At 59.6% G+C, this 18,105-nt stretch carries 26 protein-coding genes; 20 read left to right on the forward strand and 6 right to left on the reverse strand.

Annotation, left to right across the window (positions count from 1 at the left end):
- Positions 1-240 precede the first annotated feature (240 nt).
- Genes rplB through rplP form a run of 5 tightly spaced genes read left to right on the forward strand, consistent with a single transcriptional unit; the run spans position 241 to position 2,890 of the window.
- Positions 241-1,083 (forward strand): 50S ribosomal protein L2, encoded by an 843-nt coding sequence (gene rplB / locus ACP15S_RS00105; protein WP_425037302.1) that lies wholly within the window; start codon positions 241-243, stop codon positions 1,081-1,083.
- A 3-nt stretch (positions 1,084-1,086) separates the two neighbouring features.
- Positions 1,087-1,365 (forward strand): 30S ribosomal protein S19, encoded by a 279-nt coding sequence (gene rpsS / locus ACP15S_RS00110; protein WP_104018659.1) that lies wholly within the window; start codon positions 1,087-1,089, stop codon positions 1,363-1,365.
- 3 nt (positions 1,366-1,368) lie between these two features.
- A complete protein-coding gene (gene rplV, locus ACP15S_RS00115; RefSeq protein WP_425037304.1) occupies positions 1,369-1,749 on the forward strand; it encodes a 50S ribosomal protein L22 in 381 nt (126 codons plus the stop codon).
- Positions 1,749-2,462, forward strand: coding sequence for a 30S ribosomal protein S3 (gene rpsC / locus ACP15S_RS00120; RefSeq protein ID WP_425037306.1), 714 nt, complete (start codon positions 1,749-1,751; stop codon positions 2,460-2,462). Before rplV ends, rpsC begins: the two co-directional genes overlap by 1 nt.
- Positions 2,463-2,476: 14 nt before the next feature.
- Entirely contained in the window at positions 2,477-2,890 is a 414-nt protein-coding gene (gene rplP, locus ACP15S_RS00125; protein ID WP_425037307.1) for a 50S ribosomal protein L16, read from the forward strand.
- 226 nt (positions 2,891-3,116) lie between these two features.
- Here rplP and ACP15S_RS00130 read toward each other — a convergent pair whose 3' ends face one another.
- The gene (locus tag ACP15S_RS00130) at positions 3,117-3,443 is read right to left on the reverse strand and encodes a hypothetical protein (protein ID WP_425037309.1); all 327 of its coding nucleotides are present in this window, start codon (positions 3,441-3,443) and stop codon (positions 3,117-3,119) included.
- Positions 3,444-4,211: 768 nt separating this feature from the next.
- Positions 4,212-4,733, reverse strand: coding sequence for a 2'-5' RNA ligase family protein (locus ACP15S_RS00135; RefSeq protein WP_425037310.1), 522 nt, complete (start codon positions 4,731-4,733; stop codon positions 4,212-4,214).
- Between the two features lie 143 nt (positions 4,734-4,876).
- On the opposite strand from ACP15S_RS00135, the gene ACP15S_RS00140 reads away from it, so the two are divergent.
- The 4 genes from ACP15S_RS00140 (at position 4,877) to ACP15S_RS00155 (ending at position 8,671) form a co-directional block, all read left to right on the forward strand.
- Entirely contained in the window at positions 4,877-5,845 is a 969-nt protein-coding gene (locus ACP15S_RS00140; protein ID WP_425037312.1) for an arginase family protein, read from the forward strand.
- A 229-nt stretch (positions 5,846-6,074) separates the two neighbouring features.
- On the forward strand, positions 6,075-7,085 hold the full coding sequence (locus ACP15S_RS00145) for a serine hydrolase domain-containing protein (RefSeq protein ID WP_425037314.1): 1,011 nt from the start codon (positions 6,075-6,077) through the stop codon (positions 7,083-7,085).
- 35 nt (positions 7,086-7,120) lie between these two features.
- Positions 7,121-8,326 (forward strand): helix-turn-helix domain-containing protein, encoded by a 1,206-nt coding sequence (locus ACP15S_RS00150; protein WP_425037316.1) that lies wholly within the window; start codon positions 7,121-7,123, stop codon positions 8,324-8,326.
- Between the two features lie 162 nt (positions 8,327-8,488).
- Entirely contained in the window at positions 8,489-8,671 is a 183-nt protein-coding gene (locus tag ACP15S_RS00155; protein ID WP_425037317.1) for a hypothetical protein, read from the forward strand.
- A 236-nt stretch (positions 8,672-8,907) separates the two neighbouring features.
- On the opposite strand, the gene ACP15S_RS00160 is transcribed toward ACP15S_RS00155, so the two are convergent.
- From ACP15S_RS00160 to ACP15S_RS00170, 3 genes are all read right to left on the reverse strand, one after another.
- Positions 8,908-9,951, reverse strand: coding sequence for a succinylglutamate desuccinylase/aspartoacylase family protein (locus ACP15S_RS00160; RefSeq protein WP_425037319.1), 1,044 nt, complete (start codon positions 9,949-9,951; stop codon positions 8,908-8,910).
- Positions 9,952-10,314: 363 nt separating this feature from the next.
- Positions 10,315-10,800: an enoyl-CoA hydratase gene (locus tag ACP15S_RS00165; protein ID WP_425037321.1), complete on the reverse strand. Its 486-nt coding sequence runs from the start codon at positions 10,798-10,800 to the stop codon at positions 10,315-10,317.
- Complete coding sequence (locus ACP15S_RS00170) at positions 10,781-11,314, reverse strand: cytochrome b (protein WP_425037323.1); 534 nt, start codon at positions 11,312-11,314, stop codon at positions 10,781-10,783. Before ACP15S_RS00170 ends, ACP15S_RS00165 begins: the two co-directional genes overlap by 20 nt.
- Positions 11,315-11,421: 107 nt before the next feature.
- On the opposite strand from ACP15S_RS00170, the gene ACP15S_RS00175 reads away from it, so the two are divergent.
- Together ACP15S_RS00175 and ACP15S_RS00180 are read left to right on the forward strand one after the other, a co-directional pair.
- A complete protein-coding gene (locus ACP15S_RS00175) occupies positions 11,422-11,853 on the forward strand; it encodes a MarR family winged helix-turn-helix transcriptional regulator (RefSeq protein ID WP_425037325.1) in 432 nt (143 codons plus the stop codon).
- Between the two features lie 328 nt (positions 11,854-12,181).
- Positions 12,182-12,802: a 2OG-Fe(II) oxygenase family protein gene (locus ACP15S_RS00180; protein ID WP_425037327.1), complete on the forward strand. Its 621-nt coding sequence runs from the start codon at positions 12,182-12,184 to the stop codon at positions 12,800-12,802.
- Positions 12,803-13,205: 403 nt separating this feature from the next.
- Here the strand turns inward: ACP15S_RS00180 and ACP15S_RS00185 are convergent, their stop codons facing one another.
- Positions 13,206-14,276, reverse strand: a complete 1,071-nt coding sequence (locus ACP15S_RS00185) for a calcium-binding protein (RefSeq protein ID WP_425037329.1) — start codon at positions 14,274-14,276, stop codon at positions 13,206-13,208.
- A gap of 386 nt (positions 14,277-14,662) precedes the next feature.
- Here ACP15S_RS00185 and rpmC point away from each other — a divergent pair, with 386 nt between their 5' ends.
- The 9 genes from rpmC (at position 14,663) to rplR (ending at position 18,067) form a co-directional block, all read left to right on the forward strand.
- Positions 14,663-14,863, forward strand: coding sequence for a 50S ribosomal protein L29 (rpmC, locus tag ACP15S_RS00190; RefSeq protein ID WP_425037331.1), 201 nt, complete (start codon positions 14,663-14,665; stop codon positions 14,861-14,863).
- Positions 14,864-14,875: 12 nt separating this feature from the next.
- A complete protein-coding gene (gene rpsQ / locus ACP15S_RS00195) occupies positions 14,876-15,106 on the forward strand; it encodes a 30S ribosomal protein S17 (RefSeq protein WP_425037333.1) in 231 nt (76 codons plus the stop codon).
- Positions 15,107-15,188: 82 nt separating this feature from the next.
- Positions 15,189-15,557 (forward strand): 50S ribosomal protein L14, encoded by a 369-nt coding sequence (rplN, locus tag ACP15S_RS00200; protein WP_106609251.1) that lies wholly within the window; start codon positions 15,189-15,191, stop codon positions 15,555-15,557.
- On the forward strand, positions 15,557-15,868 hold the full coding sequence (gene rplX, locus ACP15S_RS00205; RefSeq protein WP_425037335.1) for a 50S ribosomal protein L24: 312 nt from the start codon (positions 15,557-15,559) through the stop codon (positions 15,866-15,868). Before rplN ends, rplX begins: the two co-directional genes overlap by 1 nt.
- On the forward strand, positions 15,861-16,424 hold the full coding sequence (rplE, locus tag ACP15S_RS00210) for a 50S ribosomal protein L5 (RefSeq protein ID WP_425037337.1): 564 nt from the start codon (positions 15,861-15,863) through the stop codon (positions 16,422-16,424). Before rplX ends, rplE begins: the two co-directional genes overlap by 8 nt.
- A gap of 13 nt (positions 16,425-16,437) precedes the next feature.
- Positions 16,438-16,743 carry a 30S ribosomal protein S14 gene (gene rpsN, locus ACP15S_RS00215; RefSeq protein ID WP_425037338.1) on the forward strand — a complete coding sequence of 102 codons (306 nt, stop codon included), beginning with the start codon at positions 16,438-16,440 and terminating at the stop codon, positions 16,741-16,743.
- Positions 16,744-16,755: 12 nt separating this feature from the next.
- Complete coding sequence (gene rpsH / locus ACP15S_RS00220; RefSeq protein WP_425037340.1) at positions 16,756-17,148, forward strand: 30S ribosomal protein S8; 393 nt, start codon at positions 16,756-16,758, stop codon at positions 17,146-17,148.
- A 14-nt stretch (positions 17,149-17,162) separates the two neighbouring features.
- Positions 17,163-17,696 carry a 50S ribosomal protein L6 gene (gene rplF / locus ACP15S_RS00225; RefSeq protein WP_425037342.1) on the forward strand — a complete coding sequence of 178 codons (534 nt, stop codon included), beginning with the start codon at positions 17,163-17,165 and terminating at the stop codon, positions 17,694-17,696.
- 11 nt (positions 17,697-17,707) lie between these two features.
- Complete coding sequence (rplR, locus tag ACP15S_RS00230; protein ID WP_425037344.1) at positions 17,708-18,067, forward strand: 50S ribosomal protein L18; 360 nt, start codon at positions 17,708-17,710, stop codon at positions 18,065-18,067.
- Positions 18,068-18,105 lie beyond the last annotated feature (38 nt).

The following is an 18,105-nucleotide window of genomic DNA, read 5'->3' on the forward strand; positions in this document are numbered from 1 at the left end:
CGGTGGCTCAAGCACAAGTGCCCGCGCAGCGCTCAAGATCGCTTGACCCGCTGGATGCACTCCCTTACACGACCTCATCGGCAACGGCCCCGGATTCGTCCGGGGCTTTGCTGTTGTCCGCAAGGACAGCAAGAACCGGGCACCTACGGGGGCCTATACCCGGTCTGACCACATCCCAGTGGAACGACCCAAACAAAGCGGCCTCGATTGTGGTCGCGAGCTAAACGGAAGACAGAAAGCATGGCACTCAAGTCGTACAAGCCGACGACGCCGGGCCAGCGCGGGCTGGTGCTGATCGACCGTTCGGAGCTTTGGAAAGGACGTCCAGTCAAGAGCCTCACAGAGGGTCTGACGAAATCGGGCGGCCGGAACAACACCGGACGGATCACATCGCGACGCCGCGGTGGTGGGGCGAAACGCCTCTACCGGATCGTAGATTTCAAGCGCAACAAGATGGACGTCGCTGGCGTCGTGATGCGCATCGAATATGACCCCAACCGGACAGCCTTCATCGCGCTGATCCAGTACAATGACGGCGAGCAGGCCTATATCCTCGCGCCGCAGCGTCTGGGTGTTGGGGATCAGGTGATTGCCTCGGCCAAGGCCGACATCAAGCCTGGTAACGCGATGCCCTTCTCGGGCATGCCCATCGGGACAATCGTGCACAATATCGAGCTCAAGCCCGGCAAAGGCGGCCAGATCGCCCGCGCCGCAGGCACCTATGCCCAGTTTGTGGGCCGGGATGGTGGCTACGCTCAGATCCGCCTGTCCTCGGGCGAGCTGCGCATGGTGCGTCAGGAATGCATGGCCACCGTTGGTGCCGTGTCGAACCCTGACAACTCGAACCAGAACTTCGGTAAAGCGGGCCGCATGCGCCACAAGGGCATCCGCCCTTCCGTGCGTGGTGTTGTCATGAACCCGATCGACCACCCCCATGGTGGTGGTGAAGGCCGGACCTCTGGTGGTCGTCACCCTGTGACACCTTGGGGCAAGCCCACGAAGGGTGCGCGCACCCGCAACAAGAACAAAGCGTCCAGCAAGCTGATTATCCGCTCGCGGCACGCCAAGAAGAAGGGGCGTTAATTTATGTCTCGCTCTGTATGGAAAGGTCCTTTCGTCGACGCTTACGTGCTGAAAAAAGCCGAAGCTGCGCGCGAGTCGGGCCGCAACGAAGTGATCAAGATCTGGTCGCGCCGCTCGACGATCCTGCCCCAGTTCGTGGGTCTGACGTTTGGCGTCTACAATGGCCACAAGCATGTGCCCGTGAACGTGTCTGAGGACATGATCGGTCAGAAGTTTGGTGAATATTCCCCCACGCGGACCTATTACGGCCACGCGGCGGATAAAAAAGCGAAGAGGAAGTAAGCCATGGGCAAGGATAAGAATCCCCGCCGCGTGGCGGACAATGAGGCGATGGCAAAGCTGCGTATGCTGCGCACCTCGCCCCAGAAACTCAATCTCGTCGCACAGCTGATCCGCGGCAAGAAAGTGGACAAAGCGCTCAACGATCTCGCCTTCTCCAAGAAGCGTATCGCCGTTGACGTCCGCAAGTGCCTGCAATCGGCGATTGCCAATGCCGAGAACAACCACAACCTCGATGTCGACGAACTCGTCGTCGCTGAGGCCTATGTGGGCAAAAACCTCGTCATGAAACGCGGTCGTCCGCGCGCACGGGGCCGGTTTGGCAAGATCGTAAAGCCGTTTTCGGAACTGACGATCAAGGTGCGTCAAGTTGAGGAGCAAGCCTAATGGGTAACAAGACAAATCCGATCGGCATGCGCCTCCAGGTCAACCGCACCTGGGACAGCCGCTGGTACGCCGATACCAAGGATTACGGCGATCTTCTCCTCGAAGATCTCGCGATCCGTGACTTCATCCACGAAGAGTGCAAGCAAGCGGGCATCGCCCGTGTGATCATTGAACGTCCGCACAAGAAGTGCCGCGTGACAGTGCACACAGCGCGCCCCGGCGTGATCATCGGCAAGAAAGGCGCGGACATCGAGACGCTCCGCAAGAAGATTGCCAACATGACCGACAGCGAACTGCACCTCAACATCGTTGAAGTGCGCAAGCCCGAGCTTGATGCCCGCCTCGTCGGCGAAAGCATCGCGCAACAGCTTGAGCGTCGGGTGTCCTTCCGTCGTGCCATGAAGCGCGCCGTGCAAAACGCCATGCGCATGGGGGCCCTTGGCATCCGTGTGAATGTGGCCGGTCGCTTGGGCGGTGCTGAGATCGCGCGGACGGAATGGTACCGCGAAGGTCGCGTTCCGCTTCACACCCTGCGTGCCGACATTGACCACAGCCATGTGGAAGCCATGACGCCCTACGGCATCATCGGTATCAAGGTCTGGATCTTCAAAGGCGAGATCATGGAGCATGATCCACAGGCCCGCGATCGCAAGGCGCAGGAAATCCAAGATGGCCCCGCACCCCGTGGTGCAGGCGGCGGTCGCCGGAATTAAGGGGGAGCTAACCAATGCTTCAGCCAAAGCGTACGAAATTCCGCAAGATGCACAAAGGCCGGATCAAGGGCCTCGCCAAAGGCGGGTCTGATCTGAACTTCGGCACCTACGGTCTGAAAGCCACCACGCCCGAGCGCGTCACGGCCCGTCAGATCGAAGCCGCCCGTCGTGCCATGACGCGTCATATGAAGCGTCAGGGCCGGGTCTGGATTCGTATCTTCCCCGACACGCCCGTGTCGTCGAAGCCTACGGAAGTCCGGATGGGTAAAGGTAAAGGCTCGGTCGATTACTGGGCGGCCAAGGTCAAACCCGGTCGCGTGATGTTCGAGATCGACGGCGTGAACGAAGACATCGCCCGCGAAGCCCTGCGCCTCGCCGCGATGAAACTGCCTGTCAAAACCCGCGTGGTTGTGCGCGAGGATTGGTAAACATTGAAACCGCGTCAGCGGTTTCAATGCCTGTGCGGCAGCGTATTTGCCTGCAAATCCGCGAGAGCAGCACCCGGTAGAAAATCAAGAACCCCCGTCAGTCACTGGCGGGGGTTTTTTATTGCATCAGCGTTGGTCTCGAAATCCGGTGTCGGCTGCAGATCATAATCAGCAAGGCTACAAGGCAAATGAACATTTGCTATTCGGTGCAAGATAAATCTGCATGTCAGTTCTCAGGCGCCGGACAACCCAAAATGCTGTCCAAGGCACCAAAATCATCCATCCTGCGATTGAAACACTCGCGAAATTCTCGCATTTCATTGCTTTGATGGTCAGTAGTATCCAAAAGCGTTTCCAACCTTGTTTCTAGCATGTTTGAATATTTTCTGTCATCTGCTGCTGCTTGCTCTGAAAAGTGCACGAAAGCCAAAAGACTGACTACCAGTAGTCCCAAACCCGCAAGCCGGATAGGCTTAACAACATTGCCAAGCAAAAAACCGGAAATTGTTCCGCCTGCCAAACCAATTAACCCGATTATGGTATCTGTGCTCATGCATTAAGTCCGCTTGCTTGCGAAATTTTTTTCACCTTGATTATATGCTAGTCTCTTCCCCTAAGCGAGAGCTGGTGTGGAGAAATAGTTCTCTTTCGTGAGCTGAGACTTCCGTGGGTTGTATCATTACCTGGGTAATGGCCGTGGCAATTATTGCTGCGATTTCTGAGCAGGCGAGCGGCGAATTCTCCGATAGTGGCTGCTCTGGCCGCTGCGGCTTTGACAAAGGCCCAGCCCGGTTAACAGGTCGCGCCAGCGGCCCCGGGCAAAGCCAGCCGGAAAGTGCTAAGACAACCGCGTCCAATCGCAATCTCAGGGGTTGTTTTTGCGCGGCTACGCGCTTCGCATTGCGCGCACAATGCCCAGGATGCCCAGGCCGAAGGGGATCCAAAGCAATGCATATAAAAGCCAAATCCCGGCGGCCCATAGAGGATAGACCAGAGCGCTCATATCAGTTCCAAAGACATCACAAAGGCTTGGGCCTTGAGCGGACGGTTTGCACCCGAGCATCTGCACCAACAGCGCAATCGTTTGGAGCACCAGCCAAACCAGGAATGGCCAAAGCAGTACTGCGGCACTGACCCAAGTTGGAATTGCGTTAGGGGTTTTGGACACATGCCACCTCACGATGCGAGCACTGGAACGTTTGATTTGGCCGCGCGCTCGGACCCACGTCTTCCAATAAACGTGCTTTGTGCACAGGGCGGGATTGGTCCCGCTTTACGGGAGCCAAACCATGCCCATGTGCTCGCTCTCTGCGTGACCCGTCTACCGACGAAACGGAATTTTCTTGAGCGAAGTCAGCGTGCCATTGGAAAACCGAACGATGTCCAGCGCGCGCAATGTGCCTCGGAGCGGAAGGTCGCCCGCATCGGCAACATCAACGCACTCGATTTGCGCGCGCTCGGCATATGTCGCGATTGTCATATGGGGGCGAAACGGATGTGCCGCGCTGAGGTCTGCGCGGTGATCCCCCTCATAGAGTTGCTTGTGCATAGCCGTTACTTGGTGCGCTCCATCCCCGCAGAGCAGAAAGATTTTGTGCTTTTGCTCGAAAGGATCAAATTCGATGGCGTGCTCGTCGAAGATAACAGGGAATTCTTGAGTTTGGTCTGCAACCGCGAGGGCCAAGTCGGTAATCACCTGCGCGTGTGCGCTCTGTGCGCCAAACACCAAGGTGATGTGCGGCGGAACCAGCTTCGCCCTGTGCGGTTCATGCGCCGCCCGGAAGTCATCAATGCGCGTCGCGCAGAATGGTTCGAACTCCGGGTAGGCCAGGACATAAATCATGCGATGGACAATGGCGCGCTGGTTTCAAAAACTCAACGCCAGCCCGCAGGGCGATAGGCCAACGGGTCACACCAGCGGTTCGCGCTGGCGTTGCGTCGCGTCGGCTTGTAGGCCTTGAGAGGCAATGGCGACGGGAGCATCCGATGAGCACAACACCCGATCTTGCGGCCCTTTTTGGTGCGGGCGATGTGAAGACTTTTCTGGGCCTCGAGCTGTGCGACGATCTCGAGACGATTGACGCCTCATCCGCCTTCATTGGCGCGCCATGCGCAACGCCCTACGCATCGGTTGGCGCCTATGCGCAAAACGGGCCTGCCTCCCTCCGGCGCGCTATCGCCTCGCTCAGCGCCAATATCGATCGGCACAATTTCGACCTCGGCGGCCCGACCTTTCCCGACGGAACCAGGCGCGCAGTGGATTGCGGTGACCTGCCCTGGAGCGACAGCGATTTTGCGGCGAACCGCGCCACGATCCGCAATGCCATCTCCAAGATCGTTTGTCGTGGCGTTGTGCCCATTTTGATCGGCGGAGATGATTCCGTTCCCATCCCGATGATCGAGGCCATGGGGGAGACGGGGAAATCCTATACGATCCTGCAGATCGATGCGCATATCGATTGGCGCGATACTCATATGGGCGAGACCATGGGGCTGTCTTCCACGATGCGGCGCGCGTCCGAAATGGCGCATATCGAGAAGATCGTTCAGGTCGGTGCCCGTGGCATCGGGTCCGGGCATTCGTCGGATTTCGAGGATGCCTTGTCCTGGGGAGTAAAATTCTTCACGGGGCTCGACCTGCACCGCCAAGGCATGCAGCCAGCAATCGATCAGATCGCGCCGGGGGCGGAGGTCATCCTGTGTATCGACATCGACGCGCTCGACCCTTCAGTTGCGCCCAACACAATCGGGCGCGCGCCGGGCGGGATGAGCTACTACCAAGTGTTGGAGTTGATCCTGGCAGTGGCAGAGCGCGGCCATATCGCGGCGGTTGATGTTGTGGAAATCCTGCCCGAAGCAGATGTGGACGGCATCGGAGGCCTGAATGTCTCGCGCTTGGTGGCCGCAATCATGGGTGTGATCGCGCGCCAGCAAGCGGGGCCGCCGCAGCCATAGTCGCGCCCGATTGTCGGGAGGAGCAGACGCCCGATGCCTTGCGGGGTTGACCAGTGTCGCGCAGGGCAAACACGCGCACCGCGCGGGCCGCAGGTGTGATGTGCAATCAACCGCGTCACCTTCGTGTCCAGCCCTATAGGCACAGGCGACACGCCTGATATCACAAGTCATCTCGTCCGCGAAAGGGCCAGACACTCTGGCCCAAACCGGAAGCGAGACGATCACATCCATGAACCGAAGAACCTTTAACGCCATGAGCCTGGCTCTGGCATCCGCACCGCTGGCGCGTCTGCCTTTGGCGCAGCACAACGCGACAGGCGCAGTGGGCTACCAGATTGCCGCCATCAACGATGGCCTTCTGACGGTGCAACACGGGGGAATGGCGCGCGCCGATCTCGCTGTTGATGACAGCACGTTGTTTCAGGTCGCGTCCTGTTCCAAAACCGTGACATCGCTCGCCATCCTGACCCTCGTCCGGGAGGATCACCTGCAGCTTGACGCGCCGGTGAACCAGTATCTCAGACGGTGGCAATTGCCGGGCTTGCGCGGCGATACCGCGACGATTGCCGAGCTGATGTCTCACACTGCGGGGACCTCCGTGCATGGCTTTGGAGGATACGGCCCCTCTGACGATCTGCCGGATCTTCTGGCGATCCTCGGGGGGCGGTCCCCCGCGAATTCCGGCGCGGTCCGGGCCCGCCCCCGGCTGTTTGGCCCATTCAGGTATAGTGGCGGCGGCACCACCGTTTTGCAGATGCTGATCGAAGATGTGACGGGCCAGTCGTTCGCTGACTACGCAACACGCGCCGTGCTGCAGCCTGTCGGCGCGCGGGCGGCTACCTTTGCAATCACGCCTGAGACGCCCTTTGCCTACGGCGCTCATGAGAACGGTCAGAACCTGGAAGGCGGTTTCCGCAGGCACCCGGAAAGCGCGGCTGCCGGGCTATGGGCCACTGCCTCCGATCTTGCAAAAATCCTCCAGGCGATCCTCGAAAGTCTGCGGGGCAAACGGCACGCGCTTTTGCCCGCAGGACTTGCCGAGCGCATGACCACACCTGTGAGCCAGCAATCGGGTTTGGGCGTGTTCGTTGAGCCGGGGCGTGTTATTTGGCACGAGGGCCGCAACTTCGGCTTTGATGCCATCATGGCCGCCGAGCTGACCACCGGGCGGGTCCGAGCGGCCGTGACAAACAGAAACGGCTTTATAGAAGACTATGCGCGGGGCCTTCTTCCGCAATAGGATGTGGGGCAGCCTGCGTGAGAGGCCTTGGGGCTATGGACAATATTCTGGTGGAAATGACAGCGCTCGGGTCCGTGGCCATTGCCCTGTTCGGCGCGGCGTTCTGTGTGATGCAAACCCGGCATTCCCGGATCAGCCGGACCTTCGCCGTTTTCCTCCTTGCAATTGCGCTCAACAACATGCCGGATGCCTTTATCCAGATGCTTGCCATGTTCCCTCGCAGCTATGGCGCGACGGTTGATTTCATCACCATGCCAAGTTCGTTTTTGCTGGCCCCGCTGTTCTGGCTTTATGTCCATGTCCTGACCGCGCCAGACCAGCAGATGCCGACGCGCCTCGCCCGGCATTTTGCCCTGCCTGCCGTTGCCGTTCTTGCCGCCATCCTCGTGCTGCTCTCTCCGGTCTCGCTGCGCGTGGCACTGGTCGGGGATGAGCTTGAGCCAAACTCCGCATGGGGGATGTCACTTGGCGTTTTGGTGGGACTGCTCCACATCGCGGTGTTCCCCCAGATCGCGCTCTATCTCGTCTTGATCATACGCCGCCTCTCGGAATTTCGGCTCACCTTGCGGGAGTATTACTCGAGTACCGAACGCTACGAGCTGCGCTGGATATACATCATTGGCGGGCTGGGGTTTTCGTTTTGGCTGACCATGGTGCTCGTCTTGTTCGCGACCGTTGGGTTTGGAGAGACGCCGCCCTGGGTCGAGGCGGTGGCAAGCCTGGCCGGGTTCGTCCTTGTCAGCGCGCTCACGCTCTGGGGCATTCGGCAACGCCCGCCTTTGGCCCCTGACGCCGCGCGCGGGCCCGCTCAGACAGACGCGCATGCCGCTGGCAAATACGAGAAATCCGCATTGAGCCCGGAGGCCTCGGATCGGCTCAGCCGCAAGCTGCGCCGCGCCATGGAAGTCGATCACTTGCACCGGGATCCCAATCTGTCGCTCTGGGCCTTGGCGCGACATACCGGCGCTTCGTCCAATTACATCTCCCAAACGCTCAATGAGGTTATGGGGGAGAGTTTCTTCGACTTTGTAAACAGCTACCGGATTGCCGAAGCCAAAACATTGCTCGCCACGACAGACGCGTCGGTTTTGACCATCACCTATGATGTGGGCTTCAACGCGCGGTCTTCCTTTTACAACGCGTTCAAGCGACATACCGGACAAACCCCCACGAATTTTCGAAAAGAACTGTCCCAGCGTGACGGGTTGGACGACATGAACGGACAACTGGGCGACACCTGATCCATCGAAACTGATCAGGAAGATCTAAGGCCATCACTCACGAATACCCTATCCCAAACGGGGGTTTTGTTCCGCAGCTTTTCAGCAAGGGCCAAAGCCTCCGTTTTCCTTCTTCGCTGGTCAGATCGGTGCACAACCCCAACAAACCGAGAAAGAACATTCATGAAAAGATACCTCATTCTTGCAGTGCTCGCGCTCAGCGCCTGCGATTCACCTGCGGAGATCGAAGCCAGCCGAAAGCTCGATGCCGCCTGTATGGAGGGAAACATCGAGGCTTGCGCGGCCGTTCAGCGGAGAGTGGATTCCCGCAATCAAACGCTGGCCACGTCTGCGGCGGGTTTTTGAAGGCCCGAGCGTATCGCCTCATTCCAGGCTACGATGCGCGCCGCGGGCTGACATGGCATTTCAGGTTCTGAGCGGGTCTCCCGCTCAGACCATCTCTGGCCTGTTTCGCTTGGTGAAGGCCCATCTGCAGAGCCTCGCCCCGAGCGCGGGTCGCTGTGCCTGTGTAGACCTCCTCCGAAAACAGCTGCCTTGTCTGCACGCAAGTCTTGGCCGTGATTGAGGTCATGCGCTGGCGCTCAGATAATCTCGTCTTCATCAAACATCGGGTCATCCGCCAATTGCGTCGAATGCCCATCCAGCGCATCTTCCGCGCGGGCGAGCGAGGCCACCCGTGCCACATGAAAGACCGCGTCGCCTTCATTGACCACGGGCAGGACCGCTTTGCCCACGATGATCCCGTCGAATTGGGCTGCGATCTCCTGCTCTTCTTCGCCAAACGGATCAGAGACCACGCCCAGCACATCGCCTGCCGCCACCAGATCCCCCTCGCCGCGAAAGCCGCGGAAGAGGCCGCCCATGGGTGCGCGCAGCCATTTGCTCGACGCGCAGAATTGCGGCGGGGTCTTGGGCGGGCGCACGCTGCGCGCGGGGATCATGCCCAGCTGCGCCATGACCCGCAGAATGCCGATCTGACCCACGCGCGCCGAGTATTCGTCAAACCGCAATCCCTCACCCGCCTCATAGAGCAGGATCGGCGTGCCCACGGCACGGGCCTCCGCGCGCAAGCTGCCGTCTCGCAGGTCAGATTGCATGATGATCGGCGCGCCAAAGACATCTGCGAGCGCGCGCATGGCCGCGTCATCGGGTGAGACACGGATTTGCGGATAATTCGTCCGGTGGATCGCGGCGGAATGCAGATCTATGCCCAGATCGCAACGCGCCACGATCTCCCCAAGAAAGAGATGCGCCAGCCGGGCCGCCAGCGAGCCGCCTTCATGGCCGGGAAAGGAGCGGTTCAGATCGCGCCGGTCGGGCAGATAGCGCGAGCGGTTGAGAAAACCGAAGGAGTTCACAATCGGCACCGCGATCAGCGTGCCTTTCAGGCGCCGCAGGGCCGGGGCCTTGAGCAGGCGCCGGACGATCTCGATCCCGATGACCTCATCACCATGCACACCCGCGCTGACAAAGATCGTGGGGCCCGCATGTGTGCCATGCACCACATGAGCCGCAAGGCCCACGGGCGTATGGTTCGACAGCGTGCTGACCGGCAGATCAATCGTCTGGCGGGTGCCCGGAGCGATCTGGTGTCCGGCAATCTCAAAGGGAGCGCGTTTGGCCATGGAAAGGATCCGCTTGCATAAGGTGCCCCGATATACGCAGGGACCCGCCCGCGCGCCAGACGGGACGCGCACAGATCAGGCAACGCGCGCGCCGTCCACTTGTGCTTTGACCTGAGCACCCAACTTGCAATAGCGCGCTTTCACGTTTCACTGCGATGAAAACACGCGTGGCCGCGCGCAAACACTGCCAAAAGCCGAAACACCAAAACGCATCTTCTGACCATTGCGCGGAAGTGTTCGAGCCCTCACACGTGTGACCGGGCGACCCTTTTCCAAAACCGTCGCCCCTACATCAGTCGCGGGCAAGGTTTGCTCTTGTGCCTTTCGTCGGTCAGATGGAGCTGTAAATGACAGCTGAGAGCCCTAAGCCGCTCTTCTTTCCCCAAAGAGCCTGGGCTTGAAGTGTCCGAGGATGAGTTCCAGCGCCAAGGGGATGGCGTTCGACATGCCGACCAGCGCCTCACGGTTTTCGAGCGCGTGGAAAGCGGCGAGATCGCCCGTCGCTTTTGTAGCGTCCGCAAGGGCACGTAGCTCTGGCATCATGGGGACCAGGAACAAAAAAGCGTTGACCGTCAGAAACGCAACCAGGACGGCCTTTACTTTCATCCAATTGGCGCGCTCATGATAAAAAACGTAGAGGATCAGATCACAGAGGATCTTGAGCGCCAGACCGGGAAGAATGAGGATATAGGCGCTCAGTTCCTTGTATGTGTAGACGGTATAAGCGGTTTCAGCGTCAGGTGTTCCGACGGTGGCCCCGATGACAATGTGCGATGCAATGCCGCCGACATACAGAATGCCAGCAATCTCGTTGACGAACCCGACGAGGCTACGCATCGCGCTGGCCATACCACATCCGCCCCAAAAGCCCGTCCTTGCGCACGTAGTGGTGATAGAACCCCGCCAAGATGTGCGCGAGGATCAACAGGCCCAGAAGGGTCGCAATGATGCCGTGGGCCACCCTTGGGGGGATGTCGTCGAAGTTAGCGGGCAATGGCTCGCCAGAACCACCGAAAACGATCGCAGGCAGGCCCGCGATATTGGCTGTGGCCAGCCCCGACAGGCACATCGCAATGACGAGAAAATAGAAAACCCAATGCGCGGCAATTGCACCCTTGTTCAGCAGCGCGTTGCCAATATCGGCGTGCGGTGGCTTGGATGTGGCAAAGCGCACAATCAGGCGAAAGATCATCAACACAAGGATCAGGACCCCCATACCCATGTGCATTGTCAAAGCCGTGATTTTGAAGGGGTCGTCATTGGGAGTTGCCGCAAGAGCAAATGTGCCCATGACAAGACCGCCAATGACCATCACGGCAAGTAGCCAGTGCAGTGTGACGAGTAAGGGGTGATATCGACGCATGGTGCCCTCCCATCTGAAGCTGGGTGAACTATATCGTATTTACTTGCATTTGCAACAGTATCTTTTGCGAATGTTGTAGATGATACGTTCCTGAGGTATGGCACCCTATGTCAGTCGAAGAAGATACACATCGCACCAGAACGACCAGCTATGGCTGGATGATTCAGCAGATCGCTCGCCGATTGAACCAGTCGATGGAAGAGCGGCTGGCACCGCACGGGCTCAACCTGCAGCAATTTGCGGTAATGATGACTGTTCTGGAATTTGATGGCCTGACGCAGACTGAAATCGGCGCACGGTTTTCGATGCCACCCTATGCAATCAGCCGAGCAATCGACCATTTGGAGAAAGCCGGTTTTGTTGCACGCCGCCAGCATCCAACGTCCAGGCGCGCGTTCACCGTCCACGCGACACAGGGGGGAAGCGCGCTGGCGCCAAGCCTCCACGACATCGTAAATGACGTGAATGCAGAGCTGACGGCGCCGCTGACAACGGCCCAGCGGGAACAACTCGGCGCGTTGCTTCAAAAGCTCATCTAGCGGCAAGCGGCGACTGCGGCGCTGTCCGCAGGCGGCTGATCTACCCGTCGGGACGGACGCCATCGGTTGCGAGCTGACAGGGTCGGCAAAGGAATGGGCTGACGACCAAGCTCAATTGCAATCGCTGCGCCCGTGTTGTGCGGCGGGCGCGTCAGACGGCCATTCGTGCCGGCTGAGGCCGTTGGTCTCCTGGCAGCACTCGCGGTCTCTGTGGCTCCAAGCGGCTCTAGGGATGAAAGAGCGATGCAGAAGGTGAACCCAATCTGCGGCGCGGCAATCTTTCCGAAAACGTCTCGCGGTTTTTCCGGAACCGCGATAGAGGGCGTGTATGCCCCAGATTTCTTCTCTCTTCGTGACCCGCCTCTACCGCGCAGCTCTCTCGGAGCAGGCGCCCAAGATCGACCAAGCCGAACTGGAAGCCTCCTGTTTCACCATCGCCGAGGATGATGAGGCGGGGCAGGCGTGGTCGGAGGAGAACGGCTATCCGGGCTATACCTCCTACGCCTCGCTGTCCGATCTGCCCTGGCGCTTTCCGATCTTTGCCGAACTGGTCAAATGCCTTGACGCCCATGTCGCGGCTTTTGCCGAGGATCTGGAGTTTGACCTCGATGGCCGTGCGTTGGTGCTGGAGGATATCTGGATCAACATCCTGCCAGAGGGTGGCATGCATGCCAGCCACATCCACCCCCATTCGGTCATCTCCGGCACGACCTATGTCGCGATGCCGGAGGGTGCCTCCGCCCTCAAGCTGGAAGACCCGCGTTCTGAACGCATGATGGCCGCGCCGCCCCGCCGCAAGGACGCGCGGGAGGAATTGCGGACCTTCGTCTATCAAAAGCCCTCGGTGGGTGACGTACTGCTCTGGGAAAGCTGGCTGCGCCATGAAGTGCCCATGAACATGGCCGAGGACGAACGGGTGAGCGTGAGTTTCAACTATCGGTGGGAGTGAGCGCCGGTCCAAGCGTATGCTTGGCAAAAGCTCCAGTGGAGCTTTTGAGGTGCGATTGGGCGGAGCCCAGCCGGTCCAAGGGTATGCTTGGCAAAAGCTCCAGCGGAGCTTTTGAGGCGCGAACGGGCGGAGCCCAGCCGGTCCAAGGGTATGCTTGGCAAAAGCTCCAGCGGAGCTTTTGAGGCGCGAACGGGCGGAGCCCAGCCGGTCCAAGCGTATGCTTGGCAAAAGCTCCAGCGGAGCTTTTGAGGCGCGAACGGGCGGAGCCCAGCCGGTCCAAGGGTAAGATCAGCGTGGGCGTCACTGAAACGCTGACGGTGCTATCGTCCTTTGGCACATTGACCGGGCGTCGGGCAGGCTGGCGGTAGAGGTTCGCCTCTCATGTGCAAACAGCGGCGCGGGCCTACAGGATTGCAATCGGCGTTACAGGGCCGCCAGAGGTCACGATGTTGTTGGCCGTCAGCCCTGTGGCATTCAACGTCACGACGATCTCCTGATCCGGGCCATTGGGCTTTTCGATGTCCAGCGTCACGGTTGTTGTCCCAGCGTCTTCATCCTCTGTCACAGTGATCGCCGCGCTATCGTTGGAGGCCAGACCAGCGAGATCGAACTCAATCGTTTCGTCCTGGGGTGCGAAATCGGTGATGTTTATCAGCGCGGTCGTGATCTCTTCGGGATCATCCGGCCCTTCCGAGAACACACCGCCGAGGCTCACCGCGGCGATTTCAAACGTGTCCGTTCCCGCGCCGCCGCTCATGGAGCTTGGTGACAGGATGTCGCTCAGATCATTGGAGGTCAGGAAAGTGTCGACCTCGTGGATCAGCGTGTCGTCCCCCGCGCCTCCGTCGGTTTGCAGCACATAGCCGGTGCCGCCCAGAACGACACCATCGGTGATGATCGTATCATCGCCCGCGCCGCCGGATGCGATCAGACTGGTGATATCGCCCCGCGTGCGCAGGTCCAGCCGGTCGTCTCCAGCGTCGCCAGTGATGGTGGCGTTGTCGCCAGGGATCGACGTGATGGTTATGTCATCGTCGCCCGCACCGCCGGAGATCTCGGAGCCGCCGATGACTTCGCCTGAAATCGTGTCATCTCCGGTGCCGCCATTGACGTCGACCTCCTCCGCATCAACCAGGATGCGGTCATTGCCCGCCTCGCCATTGATCTCGCCGGAAAATGCGCCAGCGTCCGACGGGCCGGGGACAATGGGGAACTGAATAATGTCATCGCCCGCACCTGCGTTGATCGTGCTGCCCGCAGCCGTCTCCACGGCCGGATCTGCGACGAAGACATCATTCCCCGATGTCCCCGTGACAACCTCGCCGGAGCCAACGAGGAAGGCCGTGCCATCGTCGCCGGGCGTGGGCGGTTCGGGATCGGCGGGCATGCCGTCATCATCGGAGCTGTCCCCATCGCCCATATCAACGAGCGGCAGCAGCAGAACAGGCACGGCAAGCGCGAGAAGCCATAACATAGCGGGTACTCCTAAACACAGTTAACAGACGCTAGGAACCTCGGACAGGCGGGTCAAGCGCGAGGTCTCTGGAGAGGCTTGCAGCGGCCATTTTGGCGCCCTCGGGGAAACACCGATCTGAATTGGGCGGAATTGTTGCCATTTGCGCTTTAATCGGTCCGCGCAAGGTCCCGGGCGCAACCTATGCCGGACAACCACTGGCGAGGCCGCTTTTCGGAGGCTTGTCGGGCGGTCGCATCACTGCCATCACGGCCCTTGGGGATAGGGCTTGCCAAGGCCAGTCAAGCCGCCTATACGGCCACTTCATCATCCACTCCATCGGGAATCAGGGTGACCTATCGCATGTGCGAGCGGGCCCTCCGGTGATTGTTGAAAGGAACAGGCGCATGAACGCCACCGATCTGCGTGACAAAACGCCGGATCAGCTTCGCGAAGAGCTGACCAACCTCAAGAAAGAAGCCTTCAACCTGCGGTTCCAGCAGGCCACTGGCCAATTGGAAAACACGGCGCGCATGCGTCAGGTCAAGCGCGACGTCGCTCGGGTCAACACGATCCTGAACGAAAAAGCCCGCGCGGCTGCAGAGTAAAGGACCACAGATATGCCCAAACGCATCCTGACAGGCACCGTCACATCCGACAAAAACGAGCAGACCGTGACAGTATCCGTGGAGCGCCGCTTCACGCATCCGGTCCTCAAGAAGACCATTCGTAAGTCCAAGAAATACCGGGCGCACGATGAGAAGAACACCTTCAAGGTGGGAGACAAGGTCCGCATTATCGAATGCGCGCCGCGTTCCAAGACAAAACGCTGGGAGGTTCTGGAGGCGTAAGCCACCGGAGCCTTTTCGGCTTTTTCAATCGAAACCCTGGGGGAGATAACAAGACCAGCCCCCATAGGTCAGGAGAAACCTCATGATCCAGATGCAGACCAATCTGGATGTGGCTGACAACTCCGGCGCACGCCGGGTTCAGTGCATCAAGGTTCTGGGTGGGTCCAAGCGGAAATACGCGAGCGTCGGTGACGTTATCGTGGTCTCCGTTAAGGAAGCCATCCCGCGTGGTCGCGTAAAGAAAGGTGACGTCCGCAAGGCCGTTGTCGTGCGCACCGCCAAGGAAGTCCGTCGTGAAGATGGCACAGCGATCCGTTTCGATCGCAACGCAGCTGTTATTCTCAATAACAACAACGAGCCTGTCGGTACCCGTATCTTCGGGCCGGTTGTGCGCGAGCTGCGTGCCAAGAACTTCATGAAGATCATCTCGCTTGCTCCGGAGGTGCTGTAATGGCTGCCAAACTCCGCAAAGGTGACGAAGTCATCGTGCTTGCTGGCAAGGACAAGGGCAAGAAGGGTACGATCTCTTCTGTTGACCCCAAAGCCGGCAAGGCCGTTGTCGATGGTGTGAACATCGCCATCCGCGCCACACGCCAAACCCAGACGAGCCAGGGCGGTCGCATCCCCAAAGCGATGCCGATTGACCTCTCGAACCTCGCTCTGCTCGACAAAGACGGCAAAGCGACCCGCGTTGGCTTCCGCATGGAAGGCGACAAGAAGGTCCGTTACGCCAAGACCACGGGGGACGTGATCGATGCTTGATACTGCGAACTATACCCCGCGTCTGCGCACTCTTTATGACACGGAAATCCGTGCCAAGATGAAAGAAGAGTTCGGCTACGGCAACGACATGCAGATCCCGCGTCTGGACAAGATCGTCCTGAACATCGGCTGCGGTCGTGCGGCTGTGCGTGACAGCAAGAAAGCCAAGTCTGCGCAAGCGGATCTGACAGCGATTGCCGGTCAACACGCCGTGACAACCATCGCCAAGAACTCCATCGCGGGCTTCCGCGTTCGTGAGGGCATGCCGATGGGTGCGAAAGCGACCCTGCGTGGCGCCCGCATGTACGACTTCCTGGACCGTCTCATCACTGTGGCGATGCCCCGGATCCGCGACTTCCGCGGTGTCTCGGGCAAGAGCTTTGACGGCCGTGGCAACTACGCCATGGGCATCAAGGAGCACATCGTCTTCCCGGAAATCGACTTCGACAAAGTTGACGAGCCCTGGGGCCTGGACATCGTGATCGCAACAACCGCACCGAATGATGCGGAAGCAAAGGCGCTGTTGAAGCATTTCAACATGCCCTTCAACAGCTGAGCCGGAGGACATCATGGCTAAGAAAGCAATGATCGAACGCGAGAAGAAGCGGGCCCGGCTGGTTGCGAAATACGCCACCAAGCGTGCCGAGCTCAAAGAGATCGCGAATGACGAAAGCAAGCCGATGGAAGAGCGCTTCAAGGCGCGCCTGAAGCTGGCGAAACTGCCGCGCAACTCTGCACCCACACGGATGCACAACCGTTGCCAACTCACCGGGCGTCCGCACGCCTATTACCGCAAGCTGAAGATCAGCCGTATTGCGCTCCGGGACCTCGGGTCCAAGGGGATGCTGCCCGGCATGGTCAAGTCCAGCTGGTAAGGGGGAGAAAAGATGAACGATCCTATTGGCGATATGCTCACCCGGATCCGCAACAGCCAGATGCGTGGCAAGTCGGTCGTCTCGACACCGGCTTCCAAACTGCGCGCCTGGGTGCTCGATGTGCTCGCAGACGAGGGCTACATCCGCGGTTATGAGAAAGCCACCGACGCGGCGGGCCACCCGACGCTTGAAATCAGCCTGAAGTACTATGAAGGCGCGCCTGTGATCCGCGAATTGAAGCGGATTTCCAAGCCGGGCCGTCGTGTGTACATGGGTGTGAACGATATCCCCTCCGTCCGTCAGGGCCTGGGTGTTTCCATCGTCTCCACTCCCAAGGGCGTCATGTCTGATGCAAATGCACGCGCGGCCAACGTTGGCGGCGAAGTGCTTTGCACAGTCTTCTAAGGAGGGTTTGATCGATGTCTCGTATCGGTAAGAAACCCGTGGACCTGCCCGATGGCGTCACAGCCAGCCTCTCGGGTCAGACCATTGAGGTGAAGGGCCCCAAGGGCTCCCAGAGCTTCACGGCCACAGATGACGTCACCCTCGAGGTGGACGGCAATGTTGTGACCGTCAGCCCGCGCGGCAAATCCAAGCGCGCGCGTCAGCAATGGGGCATGAGCCGCACGATAGTCGCCAACATGGTGCATGGTGTGACCTCGACCTTCAAGAAAGAGCTTGAGATTCAGGGTGTTGGTTATCGTGCCGCACTGCAGGGCAATGTCCTGAAGCTGAACCTCGGCCTCTCCCACGACGTGGACTTTCCCATTCCGGACGGTGTCACTGTCACATGCCCAAAACAGACAGAGATCGTGATCGAAGGTCACGACGCTCAACTGGTGGGCCAGGTGGCGGCGAACATTCGCGACTGGCGCAAGCCCGAGCCCTACAAAGGCAAAGGCATCCGCTACAAGGGCGAATACATCTTCCAGAAGGAAGGCAAGAAGAAGTAAGGACGCAAGAAATGGCAAACAGCAAACGGGACCTGTTCCAGAAGCGCCGCCAGCGCGTCCGGAACAAACTTCGCAAGGTGAACGCGGGCCGCATCCGCATGTCCGTCCACCGTTCCAACAAGAACATCTCGGTCCAACTGATCGACGACGTGGCCGGCAAGACCCTTGCCGCCGCCTCGACGCTCGAGAAAGACCTCGGTGTGGTTGGCAAGAACAACGTCGAAGCGGCCTCCAAGGTCGGTGCGGCGATTGCAGAACGCGCCAAGAAGGCCGGTGTCGAAGAATGCTACTTCGACCGTGGTGGCTTTCTCTTTCATGGTGGCGTCAAGGCTCTGGCCGACGCTGCGCGTGAAGGCGGTCTGAAGTTCTAAGACAAGAGTAGGGGCGTGCCGCAAGGGGCGCCCCTCGA

It is taken from the genome of Primorskyibacter sp. S187A (genome assembly GCF_049800955.1).
Taxonomy (GTDB): Bacteria; Pseudomonadota; Alphaproteobacteria; order Rhodobacterales; family Rhodobacteraceae; genus JAKVBH01.